The following is a 24420-nucleotide window of genomic DNA, read 5'->3' as shown; positions in this document are numbered from 1 at the left end:
GAGCTATGGGACCTGACTGTCACCAGACGGCGCCGGCGGGCTGCTTGGTCGCGGCGTTGACTCGGTTGAAGAGGTTGGTCGTGGCGACCCACAGAACCAGTCCGGCAAGTTGCTTTTCGTCGAAGTATTTCGCTGCCTCGTCCCAAACCTCGTCGGGGATGGGGTCAACCCGGTCGGCGAGTCGGGTCATCGATTCGGCTAGGGCCAGCGCCGCTCTCTCCTCGGTGGTGAAGAGGTCTGTCTCGCGCCAGGCGGCCACGGCGAAGAGCCGCTCGTCGCTCTCGCCCGCCCTCTTGGCGCTGATCGCTCCGCTGTAGACGCAGGGGCTGCAGCCGTTGATCTGGCTGGCCCGCAGGTGGGCGAGTTCCAAGGTGGAGCGGGGCACCCCGGCGCTGTGAGCCGCCTTGATGATGGACTGGATACCGGTCATCGAGTCAGGGAGCAGGTTGGCTGGGTTGTTGAGTCTTGCTGTCATGCCCTCTCTGACGCGTCACAGCGCCGATATGTGACAGCCTCGGTAATAGCCGATCTCAGGTTTGTGTCACATTCTGGCCGCTTGGCGCGTCAATCTGATCAGAATGGACGAGAGTCTCGCCGCCGAGTTCGAAGCCAACCGGCCGAAGCTACAGGCGGTCGCCTACCGCATGCTCGGATCCCTGACTGAGGCAGAGGACGCGGTGCAAGACACGTGGATCCGCCTGAGCCGTTCGGACCCTCAGAGCATCGACAACCTCGGCGGGTGGCTCACCACGGTCGTATCTCGCGTCTGCCTCGGGGTACTCCGATCCCGCCGGACCCACTACGAAACGCCCGTTGACGAGAACTACGAGCCCGAGGCCGAAATGGTTGGTCCCGAAGAAGAGGCGGTCCTCGCCGACACGATGGGCCCGGCGCTGCTCCTTGTGCTCGAGACACTAAATCCATCAGAGCGTCTCGCCTTCGTGCTCCACGACCTGTTCTCTGTGCCATTCGAGGACATCGCGCTGATCGTCGGCCGCTCTCCTGCCGCTGCCCGCCAGCTGGCCAGCCGGGCCCGGCGGCGCGTCCAAGGCAGCGATGAAGTACACCCAGCAGACCGGCGCCGCCAGCAGGAGGTAGTCGAGGCCTTCCTGGCCGCGTCCCGCGACGGGGACTTCGAAGCACTCGTCACCCTGCTCGATCCCGACGCAGTTCTGCGCGCCGACCGGAGCGCGGTGGAAGCGGCAACCGCGAACCGCGAGAAGGGAGCGCCCCTCCTGGCGCCCGAGGTGCGTGGCGGCCGGGCCGTGGCTAACGCCCTGGTGGGTCGGGCGCGGGCCGCCGAGCTAGCGCTCATCGACGGCACGCCCGGGGCAGTCTGGGCTCCCGGCGGGCGACCCCGAGCCATATTCGCCTTCCGCGTCGTGGGCAACACCATCGCCGAGATCGAGATCGTCACCAACCCAAGCGTGGTCGCGGCACTTCGCGTGCAGGTGCTCTGAGCTAGTGCCCTGACCACAAAGGTTCGCGCGTTTGGCTGATCATGCGGCTCGGTGCTTGGGCTGTCCCCAGCGCCGTCGGGCTTCGCCTCGGATCTTGGCTCGATGCTTTCGTTCGAGAGCGAGGAGTTCAGGGTCGCGGGTGTTGGCGTTGCGCCAGGAGAGGTAGCGGCGGATGGCCTTGGTCAACCTGGGGTGGTCGGGGTAGTCGCTGTTGGCGATGACGAACTCCCGTAGCGGCCCGAAGTGCGCCTCGATCGGGTTGGCCCATGACGCGTAGGTGGGTGTGAAGCAAAGCTCGACGTTGTTCTCGGCGCACCACCGGCGGATCTCGCGGCCTTTGTGGTGGTTCAAGTTGTCCAAGATCACATAGACCGGCTCGCCGTCGGGACTCAGCCGACGGATCGCCTGCAGCGCCCGCAGGGTCGGCGCGGATCCCTTCCGCCGTTCGATCCGGCCATAGAGGTGGTCGTCACCGACCGAGTACCAGGCGAAGAACTGCCGGGTCCCATGTGGCTTGTGATAGTTGGCCCGCAGCCGCTGCGGACGGCCCCGCCCTGCCCAGGCGTGCCCGCCCTCGGGCTTGATTGCCAAAGGTCCGAACTCGTCGAACGCGAAGGTGCGGTCCCGGTGATTTTCCAGGACCTCCTCGATACGGTCCAGCTTCTCCTCGCGCTGAGGGTCTGGCGATTCCTTCCAGGTCTTGGTGGCCTGAAAAGTGATCTGTTCCTCGGCCAGGATCTGGCGCAGCCGCTCCCGGGAGATGACCACCTTTTTGTGGACGGCCAAGTAGGCCTGCAGCTTGCGGATACTCCAGCGAGTGAAGGGCTGGCCCAGCGTGGCCGGGCGGGCTTTGGCCGACGAGACGATCAGCTCGCGTTCAGTCGTCGTGATCCGGCGGGGTCGGCCACCCGCCCACGCGGGGTCCAGACTTTTCATCACCTCTTCGTTGAAACGGTGGATCATCTCCCGCACCCGATCCGGCGAGGTCTGCACCATCCGGGCGATCACCGCCACGTCGTTGCCGCCAGCGGAGGCCAACACCACCAGCGCTCGACGCCACTTCACCACCGAGTTATCGCTCTTACCGCTGCCACGACGGACGATTCGCTGTAGCTCACGGCCCTCGATGTCTGTGAGTCTTCGGACTCGGACAGGTTTGGACATGACCGAGTCTGCGCGACCCCCACCTCCAAAGTGGTGGACGCGAACGATTCAGGTCAGGGCACTAGCTGATTAGCGGTTTTGCCCTTTTGCCAAGGTTAGTGAGGTCCCGGTAGAGATTTCCGCGGTACGAATGGCCAGCCACTTTCCGAGATTTCCGCGCCACAAAGTCGTATGGTGTGCGCCGACTATGTGCACCGGGGGCAGGGGCACGGTCATTGCACAAACCGCCTGACTAGTCACTACGACCCGACCGGATGATCCGGAGGTCACATTTTTCGGGTCATTCCGGAAATAGCCGTGCCGAACGCTCCATCAGATTCCGAACAAGACTCCGTGGACTCTATGGACACGGCGATGCGCGGCGAGCTTCTCGCCGGGCGTTACCGGCTAACGCGCCTCCTCAAGAGCAGCTCCGGCGTGGAGACGTTCCTCGCCGGCTCGCCCGGGGGTGACGAGCCGGTGGTCGTGAAGCGCGCCCCGGTGTCCTCCCTCAGCGCGGCGCAGGGGATCCGGCTCGCCCACGAAGCCGAGGTGCTGGCAGGCCTATCCGACCCTGATGGCAACCCTTACCTGCTCGACCACGGGACGGACGGCGGCTGGATCTGGCTGGCGCAGCCGTACTACGGCGGCGAGACCCTGGCTCAGCGCTTGGCGAGGGGCCCCCTGAGCGCCGACGAGATGCTGGCCGTCGCGCACGGCGTCCTGTCGGCTCTGGTCAGCGCGCATGAAGCGGGTGTCGTGCACCGCGACGTAAAACCCGGGAACATCGTCGTCCAGGCGGTATCCGACAACGGGGATCCTTCACCGAATACGGCCAAGCTCATCGACTTCGGGTTGTCGCGAAGCGTCACCCTCGACCCGTCGGTTCGCGAAACCCTCGTCGGCACCGCCCTCTACTGCTCGCCGGAACAGGCGGGGCTGCTCGACGTGCCTGTGGACGCGCGCTCGGACCTCTACGCCCTCGGTGCCACCTTGCACGAATGCCTCACCGGTCACCCCGTGTTCGACGGGCGGGACGTCGGCGCGGTGCTGCGCCAGAAGCTGGCCGGTGCAGCCGCCCTGTCGGAGCACAGACCTCGCGACGCGCCGGCGGCGTTGTGCGCGCTCGTCGACCGTCTCTGCCGGACCGACCCTGACGACCGCTACCAGTCTGCAGCCGCCGTGCTAGCCGATGTCGAGACGATCCAGAGGGCGAGGCGTAACGGCGTCGAAGACCCGCGGATCGTCATCGGCCTGCACGACCGGAGGGGCTCCCTGGCCGAACCGGGGTTCGTCGGGCGTTCCGCCGAGATGGCAGCCCTTCGCACGGCGTTGCTGGATGCAGCAGCAGGCAAGGGTTCGCTCGTCATGGTCGAGGGCGAGTCGGGGGCCGGCAAGACCCGGCTCCTCGACGAACTGGTAAGGCACGCGAGCGAGCTCGGTTTCACGGTCTTTCACGGACAGGGTGAGGATCGCGAGGCCCAGAGACCCTTTCAGCTGTTCGACGGGGTCGGAGCCGGCATTGCCGCCCGAGCGGTGTCCGACCCGGAGCGGTTCGCGTCGGTCCGCGAAGCGATAGGTGATTTCGCCGAAGCCCTGCTATCGGCTGTTCCCGCTCTCGAACCGCTTCTAGAGGGCAGCGCGGTGGCGCTGCTCCCGGAAGAGTACGGGCGCGCGCGGTCGATAGAGGCGCTCGCGACGCTCCTGGACGCGGCGGGCCACAAGGAAGAGCCAGCACTGGTGGTACTCGACGATTGCCAGTGGGCGCAGTCCAGCGCGGCGGAAGTGCTCGCGCGATTTGCCCGGCCTCGCAACACCCATCGCTGGGTGCTCGTGATCTCTGCGTTCCGCTCGGACGAGGTTCCCGACTCGAGCCCGCTTCGATCCGCTAACGCGAAGGCCAACGTGCAGTTGTCGGCGCTCCGCGAGCGCGAGGTCCGGGACCTCGTGTCGTCGATGGCCGGGCCGCTACCCGAAGCTGCGGCCGCGGCGGTGCTGCGCCTGAGCGAAGGCAACGCGTTCATGGCCCAAGCGGTTCTGCGGGGCATGGTCGAGAGCTCTGCTCTTGTCCACGACGGAGACCGGTGGGACGTCAACGTCCCGCTCCTCGAGGCGGTCGAGACCTCCCGGCGCGCCGCACTTGTGCTGGCACGGAGGTTGGACCTGCTGCCGGGGCCGGCTCGGCACCTCCTGGCCGCTGGCGCGGTGCTGGGCAAGAGCTTCGATCTCGACCTTGCTGTGACCTTGAGCGCGATCAGCCCCGACGACGTCGTGCGTTCTGTCGACGAGGTGAGGCAACGGCGGATCCTGTGGATCGACGAGGACCGCCGGCGAGCCAGGTTCCTCCACGACAAGCTGAGAGAGGCCGTCCTCGAAAGTCTCGGCGAAGACACCAGCGCCGCCTTGCACCTGGGAGCTGCCCGGCTGCTCGAAGGGTCGGGGACCCCGTACGACCTCGCCTACCACCTCGATGCGGCAGGACGGCCGGAGGAGGCTCTACCCCATGCGCTCGCTGCCGCAGAGCAGTCGCGCGCCCGCCACGCCCTCGACAGCGCTGAGACGTATTACCGCATGGCGGCGAGAGGTGCGCAAGACAGTGGCACTGAAGGGCTAGTCGCGGAAGGGCTCGGTGAGGTCCTGGCGCTAGCCGGTCGATACTCGGAAGCCGAGGAGTGCCTGTCCCAGGCCGCGAAGCGCGCTCGTGACCCCATGAGCCGGGCGGCCATCGAGGGGAAGCTGGGAGAGGTCGCGTTCCGGCGCGGCGACCAGGTTGCTGCGTGCGCGCAGTTGGAACTGGCCTTGCGGGGGCTCGGGCGCTGGGTGCCGAGGAACGCACTGGTATACCTGGTCGCGGCGACTTGGGAACTACTGGTGCAGTTCGTCCACACGGTCGCTCCGTGGGCCGTGCGGCGGCGCCCCCCGCCCACGGACACGGACCGTTTGGCGATGCGCTTCTACAGCCGGCTCGCCTATGCGTACTGGTTCCGCAAAGGTCGCGTTCCCTGCCTGTGGACGCACATACGCGAGATGAACATCGCCGAGCGATTCGGCCCCTCCCTCGAGCTCGCGCAGGCATGGTCCGAGCACGCGCCGGTGATGACCATGATCCCCTGGTACTCACGGGGAATCGCGTACGCGAAGAAGTCACTTGAACTACGACGGGAACTGGGAGACATCTGGGGACAGGGCCAGTCGCTCGGTTTCTACGGCGTGGTCCTCTACGCTGCCTCGCGGTACGAGGAGGCGCTGAACGCCTGCCGGGAAGCCGTGCAACTCCTCGCCCTCACCGGGGACCAGTGGGAGATGAACACCGCAAGGTGGCACATCGCGTTCTGCCACTACCGCCTGGGCCGATACGGCGAAGCTGCTCGTCTCGCATCGGAGGTGCACTACGACGCGGAGAGCATCGGGGACATGTCCTCCGCGGGGATCGCACTCTCCGCCTGGTCACGTGCGACCGACGGCCATATTCCTGTGGAGGCAACCGCCCGCGCGCTGGCCCGTCACAACGAGGACCGCCACACCACCACCGAGATCCTCCTTGCGGAAGCGTTGCGGCTCTTGGGCTCGGGTCAGGCCGCCGCGGCAGTAGCGCTCCTCGAAGAGGCGTGGGCGGGGGTGAAACAGGCGGGTCTCAGGCAGGAGTATGTGGTTCCGGTTATCCCTTGGCTCGCGACGGCGATCCGCGCCGAGGTGGAGGCAGCCGACGCGAACAACCCGCACCTAGGTGAGCTCCGGAAGCGCCAACGCCGTACGGCCAGGCAGGCGGTACGGATCTCGCGCGCCTATCGAAACAACGCCCCGCACGCCCTTCGGGAGCTCGCGTTGAGTTATGCAAGCGCCGGGCGGATGGCGCGAGCTCGACGGTTGCTGCGTCGTTCCGTCGAGATCGCGTCGGAGCAGGGAGCAGGTTGGGAGGAGACGCGCAGCAGCCTCGAGCTCGCGAGGATCGCCACCGCGCTGGGCAGCCCGGGCGCCGCTGCGGAGCTTCACTGGGCCGAACGAGAGCTCGAGCAGATCGAGTCTCCTACGAGTGCCCGCCGAACCGAGGCAGGCCTCACCCTCTCCCTCGCCGCGAGGTTCGACAACCTGCTCGAGACTGGAAGGGTCCTCGCCGCTGCGACAAGCAATAAAGCGGTGTTCAACGCGGTGGAGAACGCAGCAAGAGACCTCCTCGGAGCCGATCGGTGCCAGGTGCTGGAGATCGGCGAGCTCGGTACGCAGGAACTCGTAACGGTTTCCGGCGAGCACGTAGAAGGGATATCGGCGTCAGCGGTAGCGGAGGCGGTCACGACCGGGAGTGTCGTCACCAGGCAGCCGGCGTCGGAAGCTGACGCGACCGACAGCCTCGTACTCGCGGGCGTGAGGTCGCTGCTGTGCGCGCCTATCCAATGTGACGGCAAGGTCGTCGCCTGCTTCTACGCGACCCACAAGGAGGTCGGCGGGCTCTTCGGAGAGACCGAGAGGCAGCTCGCAACCTTCGTCGCGACGCTCGCAGGCGCCACCTTGGAACACGTTTCCGGTAACGCGGAGCGTTTCCGGGCCCTCATCGAGCACTCGTCGGACGTCACCGTCCTGGCTGACGCGACCGGCGTCATGCGCTACGCGAGCCCCTCCATCGAGAACCTTCTCGGCACCGCGCCTGACGAAGTTGTCGGCGGGCGGAGCCGCAGCCTCATACACCCCGACGACCTGGACGGGTTGACCCAACTCTTCCTTCGCATCGCGCAGAAGCCCGGCGGGCGCGGTTCCACCGAATGCCGGATGCTCCACACGGACGGAAGTTGGCGGCACATCGAGATCTCCTACACCAACCGTCTCGACGACAGGGCAGTCGAAGCGATCGTCGTGAACATGCACGACGTCACAGACCGGCGCCAAGCGGAGCAGCGCCTCGCGCAGGCTGCCGAGGAGTTCCGGCTTGCGTTCGACAACGCTCCGATCGGGATGGCGCTCATAGGCCAGCGCCCTGAGAGCCTCGGCCATTACACCCGGGTCAACGAGGCGATGGCTCGAATGCTCGGCTACACCCGTGAGGAGTTGAAGACCAAGACGGTCAAAGACCTGACGCATCCGGACGACTACCGCTCGGATCTGGAGGCGAGGCGTCGCTTTGAGCGCAAGGAGGCGGACGTCTACCAGGTCGAGAAGCGATACGCCCATGCCGACGGCAGATGGATCTGGGTCAATTTGCACCTGGGGCTCATCCGCGACGAGGAAGGCGAGCCCGATTACGCGATCGCCCAGCTGGTCGATATCACCTTGAAGCGCCAAGCCGAGGAAGCGCTCAGGCACCAGGCGTTCACGGACCCCTTGACGCGGCTGGACAACCGTTGGCTCTTCCTCGAGCGCCTCCCCCACTCATTGGCACGGGCGCGAAGGCGCGGCACACATCTCGCCGTCTTCTACCTCGACCTCGACAACTTCAAGGTCATCAATGACTCCCTCGGACACGGCGCCGGCGATCGAGTCCTCGAGGAGATCGCCGCCAGGTTGCGCAGCGTCACACGCGGGGAGGACATCCTCGCCCGCCTCGGGGGAGACGAGTTCGTGCTCGTCGTCGACGATCTGGAAGACCGCGACGAGGTCCGGGGCATAGCCACCCGGGTGGAGGAGATCCTGCACCAGCCGATACAGGTGAGCCCGGACGTCAATGTGAGGGTGACTACCAGCATCGGGATCACCATCGCGGGCCTCGACGACGACGGGCCCTCGCTGCTGCGTGACGCCGACACCGCCCTGTACCGCGCCAAGGACAAAGGCCGTGCGCGGTGGGAGGTGTTCGGCGAACACCTCCGCCGGCGGGCGCAGGGGCGCGAGCGGGCCGAGCGGGACCTTCGTGACGCGATGGACACCGAGCGGATGGTCCTCCACTTCCAGCCGATCTACGAGATGGAGACGGGCAACCCCGTGGGAGCGGAATCGCTGATCCGCTACGACGGGCGCGAGGGCCTGGTGTCGCCGGCGAGCTTCATCACCGTCGCCGAAGAAACAGGTCTCATCGTCCCGCTCGGCGCGTGGGTCCTCCGCGAATCGTGCCGGGCGTTGGGCAAGCTGCGCGAGGCGAGCAGCAATCCCGCGCTGAGCATCGGCGTCAACGTCTCGCCGCGCCAGCTCGTCACTGCCGGGTTCGCCGACAGCGTGGCCGCGACCATCGAGGAGACCGGAGTCGACCCCGGCTCGATCGCTCTGGAGATCACCGAGGTGGCCCTCATCGACATCATGGAACCGATCAGGCCGTGCCTCGAACAGCTCCGGGCGGTGGGCTGCCGGATCGGCATCGACGACTTCGGCACCGGGTACTCGTCTCTCGTCTATCTCAAGCGGCTCCCGCTCGACTTCCTCAAGATCGACCAGACCTTCGTGCGGGGCCTCGGGATCAGCTCGGAGGACGAGGCGATCGTACGGGCAGTGATCAGCCTCGCCGACGCCCTCGGCCTGGCGACGGTCGCGGAAGGCGTCGAAACAAAGGACCAGGAGAGGATGCTGCGAGAGCTCGGCTGCACCCAGGTACAGGGCTTCCTGTACTCGCTCCCGCTGCCAGCCGACCTCGTCTTCAGGTGAGAGATTCTCGGCATCAATCGTACATATGTTCCCAACCTAAGCCTAGACTCAAAGTCGATGGGATACCGTGGCAAGCTATCAGAGCAGGAGGCGGCTCGCAGCCTTCGGGCACAGTCGTGGACGCTCACCGACATCGCCGAAAAGCTCGGTGTTTCCAAGTCCTCGGTATCGCTGTGGGTACGGGACGTGGCGTTCCAGCCGAATCCCCGACGCACCGCGCGCCGGCGTGGTCCGAACGTCCTGCAGCGCCGGAAGGCAGATGAGATCGAGCAACTCCGCCAGGAGGGCGTCCTACGCCTCGGAGAGCTGAACGAACAGGCATTCCTGGCGGCGGGTGCGGCGTTGTACGCCGGCGAGGGCGCCAAGCGGGACGGCGCCGTCGTTTTCGCCAACACTGACTTCCGTCTGGTGCAGTTCTTCTGCTCCTGGCTACGAGCGTTCTTCCAGATCGATGAGACCAGACTGAGGGCCCGCGTCTATCTCCACCAGGGTTTGGACCTCGGAGCGGCTGAGCAATATTGGTCCGAGGTAACCGAAATACCACCCTCCCAGTTCAGCAAGCCATACCGAGCCGTGCCCAACTCCGGATACCGCCAGACGAAGCACGAGCATGGTTGCGTCTACGTCCGATACTGCAGCAGCGACACCCACCGGGCGATCATTGGGCTGATTGATGCTCTGCTATCCTCGCAAGTCGGTCCGGGGTAGCTCAATCGGCAGAGCGACGGCCTGTTAAGCCGCTGGTTGAGAGTTCGAGTCTCTCCCCCGGAGCCACCGAGACAACAAAGTCAGCCGGTGATCTACTCGTCGTGCAGGTAGTCACGAAGATGCCCGCTGTGCATCGGATGGCGCAGCTTGGCGAGCGTCTTCGACTCGATCTGGCGGATCCGTTCCCTGGTGACACCGAACTCCCGCCCGACCTCCTCGAGGGTCCGCATCTGGCCGTCGTCGAGCCCGAAGCGGAGCCTGACCACCCGCCTTTCACGGTCGGACAGCTCTGACAGCGCCTCGGTGACCGCCTGGTTGAGCATGGCACGCGCGGCCGCCTCCGCCGGCGCCACCGCGGCCTCGTCCTCGATGAGGTCGGAAAGGCTGAAGTCGTCCTCGCCCATCGGCTGCTCGAGCGACACCGTCTCCTGGCTCACCCGCAGGATGTCACGGACCTTCTCCGGCGTCATCTCGGCTCTCTCGGCAACCTCCTCGACAGTCGGTTCCCTTCCGAGGTCCTGGAGCAACTGCCGTTGCGCTCGCATCACCTTGTTGATCGTGTCGACCATGTGAACCGGGATGCGGATCGTCCGGGCTTGGTCGGCGATCGCGCGGGTGATCGCCTGCCGGATCCACCACGTGGCGTAGGTGGAGAACTTGAAGCCCTTCGTGTAGTCGAACTTGTCGACCGCGCGCATCAAGCCGAGGTTCCCCTCCTGGATGAGGTCCAGGAAGGCCATGCCGCGGTTGCGGTAGCGCTTGGCGATGGATACGACAAGGCGGAGGTTCGCCTCTACGAGGATCCGCTTCGCGACAAGACCCTCGCGGCGCAGCCGCTCGTCGCGCCCGATTCCCTCGCGGTCGCGTAGAAGAGCAGTCTCCTCCTCGCAGGCGGCCAAGCGCTGCGTGGCGAGGAAACCCTGCTCGACGCAACGAGCGAGGATCACCTCCTCCGCCGCAGTGAGCAGCGATACCTTCCCGATCTCCTTCAGGTACATGCGCACCGGGTCGGAACTGCTCCCGGTTCCGCCAGGCCCGAGGTCCACCTCGGCTCGTGTGGTGCCCCTGGTACGAGCCCGAAGCAACGGCGCGCCGGCAATGCGCGCCAGCGCGAGCGAGGAATCCTCGGCAACCTCGCCGTTGAGCTCAGCAGTTACTTCGAGATAGCTGTCGTCTCGCCACTCGATGCCCGCGGCCTTAACCCTCCCGACGGCGGCGGTGATCACGTCCGGCGTCAATTCCACGGATTCCATGAGCGGCATCAGATCGTCGGGGGTCAGGAAGCCGCGCTCCTTGCCAGCCAGGAGGAGAGCGACGAAATGCCCCGTCAGCTCGCCTTCCGGCGTGAAAGGTGTCGTCCCCCCCTCGATCAACTGCTCGCCTCCGACTGGGTATTGGTACCGGCTTGCGCGATACCTGTCGCAGTACCTGTCTGCTCCCAGGCCGACAGCCAGCGTACCAACCCCTTCTGGGCGTCGGTCGCGTCGGCGAGTTTCCCGTCCTCTGGGCGCAATGACTCCAAGGCCAGCTTCAGCCACGCGATCGTCGGGGCGAAATCGGCCTGGGCCGACGCGTCGACCTGGCGCATCTGCGCCTGCAACTCCTTCAGGGCACGCTGGCCGGCCCGTTCGACGAGCCGAGTCATCACGTCGCCGGCCGCGGCTTCGCTGTCCTCCACCGCGAGCCGTTGAAGGAGATCCGCCGTCTGCGGATCGGCCGCGTCGATCGCCTCGTGCAGCGTGGATGCGCTCGACAGCACGTCGAACGCGGAACGAGCGATCGGATGCTCGAACAGCACTGCTTCCAGCTGTGACGCGACCTCTTCGGGCCGGTGAACAGCCAACCGGAGGGCCTCCAGTTCGGCACCACTCACCGTCACCGGTGCAGGACGCTGCACGTGCTCCCGATCTGCCTCGCGATGGTCCGCGACGGGTCGCTGCGAGGACATGTTCCTCAGCCGGTTCGGGTCGATACGGCATCGATCGGCGACGGTCATCAGGTACTGGTCTCTGACAAGCTCGCTCGGGTGCTCGCGTATGAGCGCCATCGCTTCGCCGGCGGCGCGCACGCGCGACTCCGGGGATGACAGGTCCGAGCGCGCGAGGAGGCGTTCGATCCTGAAGCCGAGGAATGGCCGGGCCTCCTCTACGGCTTTGAGCAGCGCCTCGGGATCCGAACGGGCCAGGTCGGCGGGGTCAGCGCCGGCGGGGATGGCTGCCACCCGGATGTCGACCTGGAACCGGTCCTCCCACTCGTAGAACCGCTCGGCTGCAGCCTGCCCGGCCACGTCGGCGTCGTAGGCGAGGACGATCTTGCGGGCGAAGTTGGTGAGCAGGCGGATGTGGCCGTCGGCCAGAGCTGTCCCGCAGGTCGCCACGGCCTCGCCGACGCCCGCCTCGTGCAGGCCGATCACGTCGGTGTATCCCTCACAGACGACGACCCGTCCCTTGTCCACCACGTCCTTCTTCGCCCAGTTCAACCCGTAGAGGACCCGGCTCTTGTCGTAGACCGCTGTACCGCTCGTGTTCTTGTACTTGGGTGGACGCCCTCCGGGAAGCATCCGCCCGCCGGCCCCGATCGGCTTTCCGGCCGGTTCGAAGATGGGGAAGAGGATCCGTGCGCGGAAGAAGTCGGTGTGCCGGCCGGACGAGTCGACGGTCGCCAGCCCGGCGTCGACGAGGTCCTTCTTCGGCACCCCGAGGTTCTTCACCAGGGTGTCCCATCCGTCGGGCGCCCAGCCGATGCGGAAGCGCCGGACCAGGTCGCCGTCGTATCCTCGCTCGGCCCGCAGATAGTGGCGCGCTCGCGAGCTGTCCGATCCCGACAGCAGCCGCTGGTGGTACCACTCGATCGCCTTCTCGAGCGTCTCGTAGATCCGTGCACGCCGCAGCTGGTCGCCGCTGCGCCCGCCGCCCTGATCGTCGTATCGCAGCGTGATACCGGAGCGGCCTGCGAGCTTCTCCACCGCTTCCACGAAATCGAGGTGTTCGATCTCGCGGACGAAGGTGATCACGTCTCCCTTGGCGCCGCATCCGAAGCAGTAGTAGAGCCCGAGCTCCGAGTTGACCGAAAACGACGGGGAGTTCTCCGCGTGGAACGGGCACAACCCCACCCACCGGGTGCCGACCCGGCGAAGGGCAAGATGCTCGCCGGCGAGCGCAACGAAGTCCGTAGCCGCCCGGACCTTTGCGATGTCCTCGTCGACGATGCCCACGGTGCGACCCTAGAACCCCCGGCGGGGTTTAACCGTTCGCTATTACCGCTTGGGCCGCTGCCAGCCTGGCAATCGGCACACGGAACGGCGAGCAGGACACGTAGTCGAGCCCCGCCCGGTAGAAGAAGTCGATCGACTCCGGATCGCCGCCGTGCTCGCCGCAAACGCCGATCTTGAGCCCGGACTTGGTGCGCCTTCCCCTCTCCACAGCGTCGTGAACGAGCTGACCGACACCGTCCTGGTCGATCGTCTCGAACGGGTTGCGCTTGAGCAGCCCGTCTTCGAGATAGGCGGACATCATGCGGCCCTCGACGTCGTCGCGGGAGAAACCGAATGTCATCTGGGTCAGGTCGTTGGTCCCGAAGCTGAAGAAGTCGGCTTCCTCGGCTATCTCGTCTGCGCGTACCGCAGCTCTTGGTGTCTCGATCATCGTGCCGATCGTGACGTCGAGCTTGCGCTTGAGACCGCGGCTTTCGGCCTTGATGGCCTCGACGGTCCAGCTGCGGGCGAGGCCGAGCTCCTGGCGGGTGACCGTCAGGGGGATCATGATCTCGACCTTCGGCTTGCCGCCGGCGGCGATCCGCTCAGCGGCCGCTTGCATCAGCGCCCGTACCTGCATGCCGTACAACCCCGGCTTGATGACACCGAGGCGGACGCCGCGGATCCCCAGCATGGGGTTGAACTCGTGCCACGACTGCGCAGCTTCGAAGAGCTTCTCCTCCTCCGGCGACAGGCCTTGTGTCGCCTTCTTGATCTCCAGCTCCTCGATGGAGGGCAGGAACTCGTGAAGCGGCGGGTCGAGCAGGCGGACGGTGACCGGGAGCCCGTCCATGGCCTCGAGGATCGAGACGAAGTCCTCCTTCTGGGCCTCCCTCAGCTCCTCGAGCGCGGCGGCCTCCTCCTCTTCCGAGTCCGCGAGGATCATCCGGCGCACGATCGGGAGCCGGTCCTCGGCCAGGAACATGTGCTCCGTCCGGCACAAGCCGATTCCTTCGGCGCCGAACCCGCGCGCGTTGGCGGCGTCGGGGCCGTTGTCGGCGTTGGCGCGCACGGCGAGCTTGCCCTTGCGGATCTTGTCCGCCCACGTGAGGACGGTCTTGAACTCCTCGGGGGGTTCCCCCAGCTTCAGGGGCACCTCGCCGAGGGCGATGTCGCCGGTGTTGCCGTCGATGGAGATGTAGTCCCCCTCGCGCACGGTCGCGCCGGCGATGGTGAACTCGCCCTGCCCTATGCGCACAGCCTCCGCGCCCACTACGGCCGGCTTCCCCCAGCCGCGCGCGACGACCGCCGCGTGGCTGACGAGACCCCCACGCGTGGTGAGGATGCCCTGCGCGGCGATCATGCCGTGCACGTCCTCCGGCGACGTCTCGGACCGCACCAGGATCACCCGCTCGCCGCGATCGCCTGCCTGCGCAGCGGCGTTGGCACTGAACACGACGTGGCCGACCGCGGCCCCGGGTGACGCGGCCAGGCCCTTGCCCAGGAGCTTCGCCGGCTTCTCGGCGAACTGCGGGTGGAGCACCTGGTCGAGGTGGTCGGCGGTGATGCGCAAGACCGCTTCCTCGTGGCTGAGCTTCCACCCGCGCTGTTTGGTCATGTCGACCGCCATCCGGAGCGCGGCGACGCCTGTCCGCTTGCCCACTCGGGTCTGGAGCATCCAGAGCTTGCCCTGCTCGATCGTGAACTCGGTGTCGCACATGTCGCGGTAGTGCGCCTCGAGACGGGCGAAGATGTCCATCAGCTCCTTGAAGATCTTCGGGAACCGGCTCTTGAGCTCAGCGAGGGGCAGGGTGTTGCGAATGCCCGCGACGACGTCCTCACCTTGGGCGTTGACGAGGAAGTCTCCGTACTCGCCTTGCGCACCGGTCGCCGGGTCGCGGGTGAACCCGACACCTGTACCGGAGTCGTCGTCGCGGTTGCCGAACACCATGGTCTGCACGTTGACGGCGGTGCCGAGATCGTGAGGGATCCGTTCACGGACGCGGTACGCAAGAGCGCGGGCGCCGTTCCACGACTTGAACACCGCCTCGATGGCACCGCGCAGCTGCTCCTGCGGCTCCTGGGGGAAGGGCTGCCCGGTCTCCTTCTCGACCACCGACTTGAACACGTCGCAGAGCTCGCTGAGCGTGCCCGCCGACAGTTCGGCGTCGCTTGCCCCGCCCGCCTTCTCCTTCGCCCGATCGAACGGCTGGTCGAACTTCTCGCCTTCGATCCCCAAGACGATGCGGCCGTACATGGAAATGAAGCGCCGGTACGAGTCGTAGGCGAAACGCTCGTCGCTGGTCTGGTCGGCGAGCCCCTTCACTGACGCGTCGTTGAGCCCAAGGTTGAGGACCGTGTCCATCATGCCCGGCATGGAGAACTTGGCACCCGAGCGGACGCTCACGAGGAGCGGGTCGGCCGCGTCGCCGAGTCTTTTCCCCATCGCCTTCTCGAGCCGGCGGACGTGGCGGTCCACCTCGGCGCTGAGACCCTCCGGCCAGCCCCCCTCCATGTACTCCCGGCAGGCGTCGGTCGTGATCGTGAAACCCGGGGGTACCGGCAGCTGCAGCACGGAGGTCATTTCCGCCAGGTTCGCCCCCTTCCCGCCGAGGAGGTCCTTGAGCTGCATCGGGGGCCGCCGGTGCTTGTGGTCGAACGAGTAGACGAGGGGCATGTGCCCGAGTCTAAGACCCGCGCTGCACCGGGAAATCCGGCCGTCAGAGGGCCAGGCGGCCGGTGACCTCCTCCACCAGCTTGTCGATCGGCACCCGGACCTGCTCGGTCGTGTCCCTCTCCCGGATCGTCACCGCCCGGTCCTCGAGTGAGTCGAAGTCGATCGTCACGGCCAGAGGCGTGCCTATCTCGTCCTGCCGGCGGTACCGCTTGCCGATCGACTGGGTCTCGTCGTAGTCGCACATGGCGATCGGCTGCAGCAGGCCCAGAACCTCCTGCGCGGTCGGTATGAGCGTGTCCTTGCGCGACAGCGGCAGGATCGCCACCTGGTACGGGGCGATCCGGGGATGCAGCCGCAACACGGTGCGCTTCTCGCCGCCGATCTCGTCCTCGTCGTACGCGGCGAGGAGGAACGCCATCATCGTCCTGGTGGCGCCGGCGGCCGGCTCGATCACGTAGGGGACGTAGCGCTCGCTGGTCGCCTGGTCGTAGAACTCGAGCCTCTCGCCGCTGTGCGCGGCATGGGCCTTCAGGTCGAAGTCGGTCCTGTTGGCGATGCCCTCCAGTTCGCCCCAACCCCACGGGAACATGTACTCGACGTCGGACGTGCCGGCCGAGTAGTGGGAAAGCTCTTCCTGGTCGTGCGCACGCAGGCGCAGCTGGTCGCGCGGTATACCGAGGTCGACGTACCAGTTGAGGCGCTCCTCGCACCAGTACTCGAACCATTTCGTCGCCTCCTGCGGAGGGACGAAGTACTCGAGCTCCATCTGCTCGAACTCGCGCGTGCGGAAGACGAAGTTGCCGGGGGTGATCTCGTTGCGAAACGACTTGCCGATCTGAGCGATCCCGAACGGCGGCTTCTTGCGCGAGGTCTGCAGGACGTTCAGAAAATTGACGAAGTGGCCCTGCGCCGTCTCCGGCCGCAGGTAGGCGACGCTGCCCTCGTCCTCGACCGGGCCGGCGTGGGTCTTGAACATCAGGTTGAACGCGCGCGCCTCGGTCAGGTCGGTGCTGCCGCAGTTCGGGCAGTGGATGGCACCGTCCTTCGGGTCGGGCTCCAGGTGGTCGGCCCGCCAGCGTTCCTTGCAGTTGCGGCAGTCGACGAGAGGGTCGGTGAAGTTGGTGAGGTGGCCCGACGCCTCCCAGATCCGGGGGCCGGACAGGATGGCCGCGTCGAGGCCGACCACGTCTTGGCGCAGCTGGACCATGGAGCGCCACCAGGCGTTCTTGACATTGCGCAGCATGAGCACGCCGAGGGGGCCGTAGTCGTAGGTGGAGCGGAAGCCCCCGTAGATCTCGGCGGAAGGGAAGATGAAGCCGCGGTGCTTGCACAGCCTCACGATCTCGTCCATTGCGGGCGCTGCCATAGGTTTCGAGGCTAGTGCCCGAGGAAGGAACTAGTTCCCTAGCAGATGAACCGCCCGCAGCCGGCGCTCGAGGTGAGCCTCGAGCGCGGACGTCCCGAGTGCGGAGGCAGCGGCGGTAGCCGGGCCGGCAGGTTCTGCAAGCACGCCGGCGAGGCCGCCGCCGAGGATCCGGCGAACCAGGCCGAGCGCGGCGGGATCGACCGCCGGCCCGCGCCTGTGCTGGCGGCACAACGCTCCACCCTCGACGAAGTCGAACGCGACCAACTCCTCCGGGCCCGCGTCGCAGACAGCGCAACGGTCGAGCAGCGGAGCGACACCGTCGAGCGCGAGCAGCTTCCAGTAGAACGCGCCCACGAGGAGAGCCGGCCGCGCCGGCGCCTCGCCCAACGCCCGCAGCGCTCCGGTGAGCATGCGGAAAAGCGCCGGGTTGGGCTCGCCGTCCTGGGCCACCTGGTCGACGGACTCGAGGATGGCCATGGCATCTGTCAGGCGCTCCAGGTCCTCCCGCAGCGAGCGGTAGTGGTCGACGGTTTCCGCCTGGTTGATGGTGTGCAGGTCCCGGCCCTCGTACATGAGCAGGTTCACGTGGCCCGGCGGCTCCAGCCGCGCACCGAAGCGGCTCTTGGTCTTGCGCACACCCTTCGCCACGGCGCGGATCTTGCCCCGCCCCCGGGTGAGCAGCACCACGACGCGGTCGGCTTCGCCGAGCTTGTGGGTCCTGAGCACCACGCCTTCGTCGCGGTACAAAGCCATCTAGCTGGGGATCCCCTCTTCCCGATGGCCCCCGGTCGTCCCGTACCGGCGATCCCGCGCCTGGAACTCGCGCACCGCTTCGGTGAGGTGGTGGCGGCGGAAGTCGGGCCACAGGACGTCCGTGAAGATCAGCTCGCTGTAGGCGAGCTCCCACAGGAGGAAGTTCGACACCCGGTACTCGCCCGACGTTCGGATCACCAGGTCCGGGTCGGGAAGATCCGGTAGGTAGAGATGCCGGTGCACGGTCCGCTCGTCGACCTTCGACGCGGACACGCCCGACTCGATGATCGCCTTGACCGCGTCGACGATCTCAGCCCGGCCGCCGTAGTTGAACGCGATGGTCAACGTCATCGACCTGTTGCGTGCCGTCAGGGCCGCCGCCTCGTCCATGCGCTTGACCACCCAGCGGGGGACGCGCCAGTCCCTGCGGCCGATGAAGCGGATGCGCACTCCCATGCGGTGCAGCTCGTCGCGGCGGCGGGTGAGCAGCTGGTCGGCGATGACGTTGAGGAGGAAGCGGACTTCCTCGTGCGGCCGGCGCCAGTTCTCCGTCGAGAACGCGTACACCGTGAAGTACTCGATGCCGAGCTCGAGAGCTCCGCAGGCCGCGTCGAAGAGAGCTTCCTCGCCCGCGCGGTGGCCCTCGGTCCGCGGGAGCCCCTGTTTGGTTGCCCAGCGACCATTGCCGTCCATGACGCATGCCACGTGGCGCGGGATGCGGTTCGGGTCGAGGCCGTCAAGGAGCACGATGGAACGGTAGCGGCTGCCTGTCCCCCTCCGGCCCTCGACTGCTGGGCAGACGAGGTCAGGACAAGAGCCCGGGCAATTCCCGCCCGAGGAGGCGGATCTGGTCCAGATCGGTCATGTCGATGAGCTGCATGTAGATCGCCTCGGCTCCGGCGGCGGCGTACTGGCGCAACCTTTCGGCAACCTCCTCAGGCGTGCCGCAGGCACCGAAGGATCTCAGGTGCTCGACGGTCTGGCCGATGTTCTCTGCGCGCCGCTGGATATCAGCGGCGTCAGCCCCGCAGCACACCGCCACCGCGGACGTCAACTTCATCGAGGCAGGATCGCGGCCAAGGGCCTCGCACTCCTTCATGACACGCTCGAACTGGGTCTTGACGTCTCCCGGCTGCAGGAACGGGGTGTTGAACTCGTCCGCGAAACGGGCTGCCAACGACGGCGTGCGGATGGGGCCGACACCGCCGACGATCACCGGAGGCCTCGGTGACTGGACAGGCTTCGGCAGAGCCGGGCTGTCCTCGAGGCGGTAGTACCTGCCGGCGAACTCGAACTTGGCTCCCGGCGGCGTCGCCCACAGTCCGGTGACGATGGCCAGCTGCTCCTCGAGACGGTCGAAGCGCTCCTTGGTGGGCGGGAAGGGGAACCCGTAGGCCTTGTGCTCCGCGTCGAACCATCCGGCTCCGAGCCCGAGCTCCACGCGGCCACCGCTCATCGCGTCCACCTGAGCCACGGAGATCGCGAGCAACCCGGGCAGCCGGAAGGTCGCGGAGGTGACCAGGGTGCCGAGGCGGATCCGGGAGGTGTCGCGCGCCAGCCCGGCAAGAGTGATCCACGAGTCGGTAGGACCGGGCAGACCGTCGCCGGGCGACATCCTCAGGTAGTGGTCAGAGCGGAAGAAAGCGTCGAAACCCTCCTCCTCCGCGCATCGGGCGGCGGCAGCGAGATGGTCGTAGCTCGCGCCCTGTTGGGGTTCGGTGAATATCCGCAACTTCATCGGGCCATCATTGCACCCGCCCACGACCCGGCAGCCTCCTAGCCTGAGCCCGATGCCGGACCCGCAGATCGAAGCCGCCCTCGAGCGGGCGACGAACGCGCTGGCACGGCGGGAGGACCGGCCTTCGCAACGCGAGATGGCGGAGGCGGTCAGCCGGGCCATCCGCGGACACCGCCACCTCGTGGTTCAGGCGGGAACCGGGACCGGCAAGAGCCTTGCCTACCTCGTGCCGGCGCTCGCCCTCGGGACCCGCGCGGTCATCTCTACCGCCACCAAGGCTTTGCAGGACCAGCTGGCAAAGCGCGACCTCCCGCAACTCGCGCACTCCCTTGGTGTCCCGGTGCAGTTCGCCGTCCTCAAGGGGCGCTCGAACTACGTCTGCATGCAGCGGGTCTCGGAGATAGCGGGCGGCGACGAGCAGCTGGCGTTCCACGACGGCGGCCCGGACGCCGCCGGCGCAGACCGGTCCGCTCTTGGCCCGCTCGGCCGCGAGATCCGCCGGCTGGTCGGCTGGGCGTCGCGAGCGGAGACCGGCGACCGCGCCGATCTCGAGTGGGAGCCGTCTCCGGTCGCGTGGGCGCAGGTGAGCGTTGGCGCAAGAGACTGCCCCGGAGCGGCCCGCTGCCCATCGGGCGACCGGTGCTTCGCGGAGGCCGCGCGCGACAGGGCCGCCCAAGCAGACGTGGTCGTGGTGAACACGCACCTCTATGCCACATCGGTTGCGGCAGGAGGTGAGATGCTGCCGATGCACGACCTCGTGGTGTTCGACGAGGCGCACGAGCTCGAGGACATCGCGTCGGCGTCGTTTGGCTTCGAGATCGGCGCTGGCAGGCTCCAGGCCCTCGCGCGGGCCACAAGGCCGGTGCTCGACGACCCTTCGGCGTCGCTGGCCGTCGAAGAAGCAGGCCTACTTCTGATCGATACCCTGGAGCCTCACATCGGTTCCGCTCTCCCCCGGCCGCTCGACGAGACGACCCAGGAACGCCTGAACCTCGTCCGGCAGCGGGTCACCCGCCTCCTCTCAGAGGTGCGCAAGGCCCTGCGGTCGGAGAAGGCTGCCGACGAGTCGATCGAGGCCGGAGTGCGAGCGAGGTACCTGCGCGCACAACAGTCGGCGGGCCACCTCGAACGCGACCTCGTCGAGGTTCTCGAGCTAGCAGACTCCGAGGTGGCATGGGTCGAAGGGCCGGCCCACTCCCCCGTGCTGAAGGTGGCTCCACTGGACGTCGGCGCGGAGATGACCGAGAAGCTCTGGAAGAAAGAGGGCGCCCCGACGGCTGTAATGACCAGCGCCACCATCCCACCCCGGCTCGCAGAACGACTCGGGCTGCCTGCGGGGTCGTACGAGGAACTCGACGTGGGGAGCCCGTTCGCATACGACGAGCAGGCGTTGTTGTACTGCCCGATGCATCTTCCCGATCCCCGCGACGGCGCTTACGAGAAAGCGATGCACGATGAACTCGCGTTCCTCATAGAAGCCGCGGGCGGGAGGACCCTGGCCTTGTTCACCAGCTGGCGGGCGATGAAGGCGGCCGCCGACGCGCTCAGACCGCGCATCCGCTGGCCCTTGATGACCCAATCGGACCTTCCCAAGCCGGCCCTGGTGCGAAAGTTCACCGAGGACGAGCATTCCTGCCTGTTCGCGACGATGGGTTTCTGGCAGGGAGTGGATGTCCCGGGCAGCGCGCTCTCCGTCGTGACCATCGACCGGCTGCCGTTTCCCCGCCCGGACGATCCGCTGCTCCAGGCGCGCCGGGCGAGCCTCGGAAGCGACGCCTTCTCCTTGATAGACATACCGAGGGCCGCAACCTTGCTCGCCCAGGGTGTCGGGCGGCTGATCAGGAGCCGCAGCGACCGGGGCGTGGTCGCCGTCCTCGACACGCGGCTCGGGCGCGCCTCCTACCGGTGGGCCCTGGTCAAGGCGTTGCCACCTATGCGCAGGACGCGCAAGCGCTCGGACGTCGAGCAGTTCCTGGCGTCCCTCGCCGGCGAACTCAGCGGCTGGCCGGATTAAAGAGGTTCGCGAACCTCTTCAGTAGCCCAAGCGCTCCAGTGCCTTGGGGCGGCTCTGCCAGTTCGGGTCGACCTTGACGAATAGCTCGAGGTAGGCGCCGTCGGGCAGCTGCTCACGCACTCGGGTGCCGACTTCTTTGAGGACCGAGCCGCCGCGCCCGATGACTATGCCCTTCTGCGATTCGCGCTCGACCAGTATCTCGCATCGGATACGCGGCCACTCCCACTCGGTCACCCTGCACGCGATCGAGTGGGGCACCTCTTCGCGCGTCACCGCGAGCAGTTGCTCACGAACCAGCTCCGCGACCCAGAACGCTTCGGGCACGTCGGTGACCATGTCGTCGGGATACATCTGCGGCCCTTCCGGCATCCGCTCGACGATCGCTTCCACCAGTTCGGGCACTCCCGCGCCGGTCCGCGCCGAGACGGGGAAGTATTCGGCGGCGTCAAACGCATCCGCGGCCGAGCTGAGCTGTTCCAGGACCTTCGCCCGCGGCGCCGCGTCGATCTTGTTGACGACGCATATCGAATCTCCCGAGATCATCGACGCGACGAACCGGTCTCCCCGCCCGAGGGGTGCTGTCGCGTCGAGCACGAGGAGGGTGAGTTCGACGCCGGTGAGGGCGTCGGCAGCGGCGTCGTTGAGCCGCTGGCCCAACACGCTGCGCGGCTTGTGCACCCCAGGCGTGTCGACGAAGACCACCTGCACTCCGGGACGGGTGAGCACCCCGCGCACCTGGTTGCGGGTCGTCTGGACCACCGGTGACGTTATCGACACCTTCTGCCCGAGGATGGTGTTGAGCAGTGTCGACTTCCCCACATTGGGCCGGCCGACCAGCGTGGCGAAGCCGGACTTCACCGTTCGCCGCGGCCGGTGGTGTGGGCCCTGTCTGGCACACCATCGTCACCGGCCGTGCTGGTGTCGGGTCCTTTCACTCCGGCATCCCCCACACCGTCATGGTCACGGTAGGTGCCCGCTCTCGACTCTCCCCGTGTGACCGCCGAGATGCGGACACGACCGATGCGCCTACCCTGCACCCGCTCCGCCGCGAGACGGAACCCGTCGACCTCGGCTGCCTCGCCCTCCGTCGGGACGTGACCCAGCAGGCTGTAGAGCAGTCCGCCCACCGTGTCCCAATCCTCGCCCTCCGGGAGCTCAGAGGGTTCCAGCAGCTCGTTCACCTCCTGGACGGGCATCCGCGCGTTGACAACGAGCGTTCCGTCTTCGAACCGCTCCGGCGGAACCTCCTCGACGTCGTACTCGTCGGTTATCTCTCCCACAAGCTCCTCGATGAGATCCTCGAGGGTCACGAGGCCCGCCGTGCCGCCGAACTCGTCGACCACGATCGCCATGTGAAACTTCCCCGCCTGCATCTCGCGCATGAGCTCCGACACCCGCTTGCTCTCGGGTGTGAACTGCGCCTCGCGCATGACCGTGGACACCTCGGACTGGCCCTGGCCCTCCCGCTCCGCACGCATCAGATCCTTGACGTAGACGATCCCGACGATGTCGTCTATGCCCTGCGCGTACACCGGTATACGGCTGAATCCAGCGGGGATCACCACGTCGATCACGTCGGTGATGCGCGCATACGACTCGACCGCGACCATGTCCGGCCGCGGGACCATGACGTCGCGTACGACGGTGTCGCCGAAGTCAATGATCGAGTGGATGAGCGTGCGCTCCTCGTGCTCGATCACCTCCTCCTCTGCTGCTTCGTCGGCCATGGCTCGAAGCATCTCGTCCGACATGTAGGGACCGGCCCGTATCCCCTTGCCGGGCAACACGGTGTTGGTTATTCCGATCAGCGCGCGTGTGAGCCATCGCAAGGGCGGAAACGCGACCAGGACTCTTACGAACGGCGCAGTCGAAAGCGCTGCCCGATCGGCATGCTGGACGGCCCATGTCTTGGGCGCAAGCTCGGCGACGATGAAGATCACGACCACCTCGAACGCGGTCGCCACGAGAACTCCCAACCCGCCGAACGCGTGAGCCGCCACTACGCCCACCATCGTTGCGGCCACGAGGGTGCACAGCTCGAGCGTGAAGAGGATCACCGGCAGTACCCGGTCTATTCGCTGGACGAGCCCCAGCAGGGTCCCCGCAGCCCGGCGCTTTTCCTCGGCGAGAGTCATCGCCTTGACCTTGGACGTGCGGGTGAGCGCCGTCTCGGCCATGGCGAGAAAACCCGTGAGGATGATCAGCACGGCGACCACGGCGAGCAGGACCGTGTCCTCCGTGCCGAAGTGGTGCTTCGTCAACTCGGGGGGTCCTCGTGAGCCGCGGACGGGGGCGGCGGCGGCGGCTTGTGGTGTCGGTCGAGCAACTCGCGCTCGCGCGCTTCCATGACCTCCGCCTCTTCGGGGTCCTCGTGGTCCATCCCGATGATGTGCAGCAGGCCGTGCACGACCAGCAACGCCAGCTCGTCGTCGTACGTCCCCGCGTGCTCGGGCGCGTTGCGCTCCGCCACCGCCGGGCAGATCACCACGTCACCGAGCAGCATCGGCGCCTCGTCGGGCTCGGAGGCGAACCCGGGACCGGTGCCGCCGGAGTCAGGTGAACGGCCGCTCTCCACCGGCTCGTCGTCGATCGGGAACGCGAGAACGTCCGTCGGCCCTTCCTTGCCGAGGAACCGCGAGTTCAGATCCGAGATCGCCTCCTCGTCCACGAACAACAACGACACCTCGGCCTCCCCCCTCACCCCCTCGTCAGCGAGGACCTTCTCGGCAAGGCGGATCCACCGCAGAGTGTCCACCGGGTGCGACGACTGCTCGTCAGCAGCGAATACCACTACCGGCATCGAG

Annotated in this window: 16 protein-coding genes and 1 tRNA gene; 5 read left to right on the top strand and 12 right to left on the bottom strand. The window is 67.0% G+C overall.

What is annotated here, in order from left to right:
* Nucleotides 1-19: 19 nt before the first annotated feature.
* Entirely contained in the window at nucleotides 20-475 is a 456-nt protein-coding gene (locus VNF71_09330) for a carboxymuconolactone decarboxylase family protein (protein ID HVA74752.1), read from the bottom strand.
* Between the two features lie 103 nt (nucleotides 476-578).
* Here VNF71_09330 and VNF71_09325 point away from each other — a divergent pair, with 103 nt between their 5' ends.
* Nucleotides 579-1460 carry a sigma-70 family RNA polymerase sigma factor gene (locus VNF71_09325; GenBank protein HVA74751.1) on the top strand — a complete coding sequence of 294 codons (882 nt, stop codon included), beginning with the start codon at nucleotides 579-581 and terminating at the stop codon, nucleotides 1458-1460.
* 39 nt (nucleotides 1461-1499) lie between these two features.
* Here VNF71_09325 and VNF71_09320 read toward each other — a convergent pair whose 3' ends face one another.
* Nucleotides 1500-2525, bottom strand: a complete 1026-nt coding sequence (locus tag VNF71_09320) for an IS630 family transposase (GenBank protein HVA74750.1) — start codon at nucleotides 2523-2525, stop codon at nucleotides 1500-1502.
* A gap of 441 nt (nucleotides 2526-2966) precedes the next feature.
* On the opposite strand from VNF71_09320, the gene VNF71_09315 reads away from it, so the two are divergent.
* From VNF71_09315 to VNF71_09305, 3 genes are all read left to right on the top strand, one after another.
* Nucleotides 2967-9167, top strand: coding sequence for an EAL domain-containing protein (locus VNF71_09315; protein ID HVA74749.1), 6201 nt, complete (start codon nucleotides 2967-2969; stop codon nucleotides 9165-9167).
* Nucleotides 9168-9224: 57 nt separating this feature from the next.
* Nucleotides 9225-9875 (top strand): hypothetical protein, encoded by a 651-nt coding sequence (locus VNF71_09310; protein HVA74748.1) that lies wholly within the window; start codon nucleotides 9225-9227, stop codon nucleotides 9873-9875.
* Nucleotides 9866-9941 (top strand) — tRNA-Asn (locus tag VNF71_09305). Before VNF71_09310 ends, VNF71_09305 begins: the two co-directional genes overlap by 10 nt.
* A gap of 26 nt (nucleotides 9942-9967) precedes the next feature.
* On the opposite strand, the gene rpoD is transcribed toward VNF71_09305, so the two are convergent.
* Genes rpoD through VNF71_09270 form a run of 7 tightly spaced genes read right to left on the bottom strand, consistent with a single transcriptional unit; the run spans nucleotide 9968 to nucleotide 19602 of the window.
* Entirely contained in the window at nucleotides 9968-11248 is a 1281-nt protein-coding gene (gene rpoD, locus VNF71_09300) for an RNA polymerase sigma factor RpoD (GenBank protein ID HVA74747.1), read from the bottom strand.
* Nucleotides 11245-13089 carry a DNA primase gene (gene dnaG / locus VNF71_09295; GenBank protein HVA74746.1) on the bottom strand — a complete coding sequence of 615 codons (1845 nt, stop codon included), beginning with the start codon at nucleotides 13087-13089 and terminating at the stop codon, nucleotides 11245-11247. Before dnaG ends, rpoD begins: the two co-directional genes overlap by 4 nt.
* Before the next feature lie 28 nt (nucleotides 13090-13117).
* On the bottom strand, nucleotides 13118-15745 hold the full coding sequence (gene ppdK / locus VNF71_09290) for a pyruvate, phosphate dikinase (protein HVA74745.1): 2628 nt from the start codon (nucleotides 15743-15745) through the stop codon (nucleotides 13118-13120).
* Nucleotides 15746-15788: 43 nt separating this feature from the next.
* Entirely contained in the window at nucleotides 15789-17111 is a 1323-nt protein-coding gene (locus VNF71_09285) for a glycine--tRNA ligase (protein HVA74744.1), read from the bottom strand.
* Between the two features lie 30 nt (nucleotides 17112-17141).
* Nucleotides 17142-17864 carry a DNA repair protein RecO gene (gene recO, locus VNF71_09280; protein ID HVA74743.1) on the bottom strand — a complete coding sequence of 241 codons (723 nt, stop codon included), beginning with the start codon at nucleotides 17862-17864 and terminating at the stop codon, nucleotides 17142-17144.
* A complete protein-coding gene (uppS, locus tag VNF71_09275; GenBank protein ID HVA74742.1) occupies nucleotides 17865-18611 on the bottom strand; it encodes a polyprenyl diphosphate synthase in 747 nt (248 codons plus the stop codon).
* 58 nt (nucleotides 18612-18669) lie between these two features.
* Nucleotides 18670-19602 (bottom strand): LLM class F420-dependent oxidoreductase, encoded by a 933-nt coding sequence (locus VNF71_09270; GenBank protein ID HVA74741.1) that lies wholly within the window; start codon nucleotides 19600-19602, stop codon nucleotides 18670-18672.
* A gap of 52 nt (nucleotides 19603-19654) precedes the next feature.
* Between VNF71_09270 and VNF71_09265 the strand changes: the two genes are divergently transcribed.
* Nucleotides 19655-21616, top strand: coding sequence for an ATP-dependent DNA helicase (locus VNF71_09265; GenBank protein HVA74740.1), 1962 nt, complete (start codon nucleotides 19655-19657; stop codon nucleotides 21614-21616).
* Nucleotides 21617-21634: 18 nt separating this feature from the next.
* Here VNF71_09265 and era read toward each other — a convergent pair whose 3' ends face one another.
* The 3 genes from era to ybeY are packed head-to-tail and all read right to left on the bottom strand — an operon-like array spanning nucleotide 21635 to nucleotide 24416.
* On the bottom strand, nucleotides 21635-22474 hold the full coding sequence (era, locus tag VNF71_09260) for a GTPase Era (GenBank protein HVA74739.1): 840 nt from the start codon (nucleotides 22472-22474) through the stop codon (nucleotides 21635-21637).
* Nucleotides 22471-23877, bottom strand: a complete 1407-nt coding sequence (locus tag VNF71_09255) for a hemolysin family protein (GenBank protein HVA74738.1) — start codon at nucleotides 23875-23877, stop codon at nucleotides 22471-22473. The genes era and VNF71_09255 overlap by 4 nt, the downstream gene beginning before the upstream one ends.
* Nucleotides 23874-24416: an rRNA maturation RNase YbeY gene (ybeY, locus tag VNF71_09250; GenBank protein ID HVA74737.1), complete on the bottom strand. Its 543-nt coding sequence runs from the start codon at nucleotides 24414-24416 to the stop codon at nucleotides 23874-23876. The genes VNF71_09255 and ybeY overlap by 4 nt, the downstream gene beginning before the upstream one ends.
* Nucleotides 24417-24420 lie beyond the last annotated feature (4 nt).

The sequence above is a fragment of the Acidimicrobiales bacterium genome (assembly GCA_035533095.1).
Lineage (GTDB): Bacteria > Actinomycetota > Acidimicrobiia > Acidimicrobiales > Palsa-688 > DATLUM01.
Note: the sequence above shows the minus strand (reverse complement) of the source record. Positions and strands in the feature narration are given on the sequence as shown.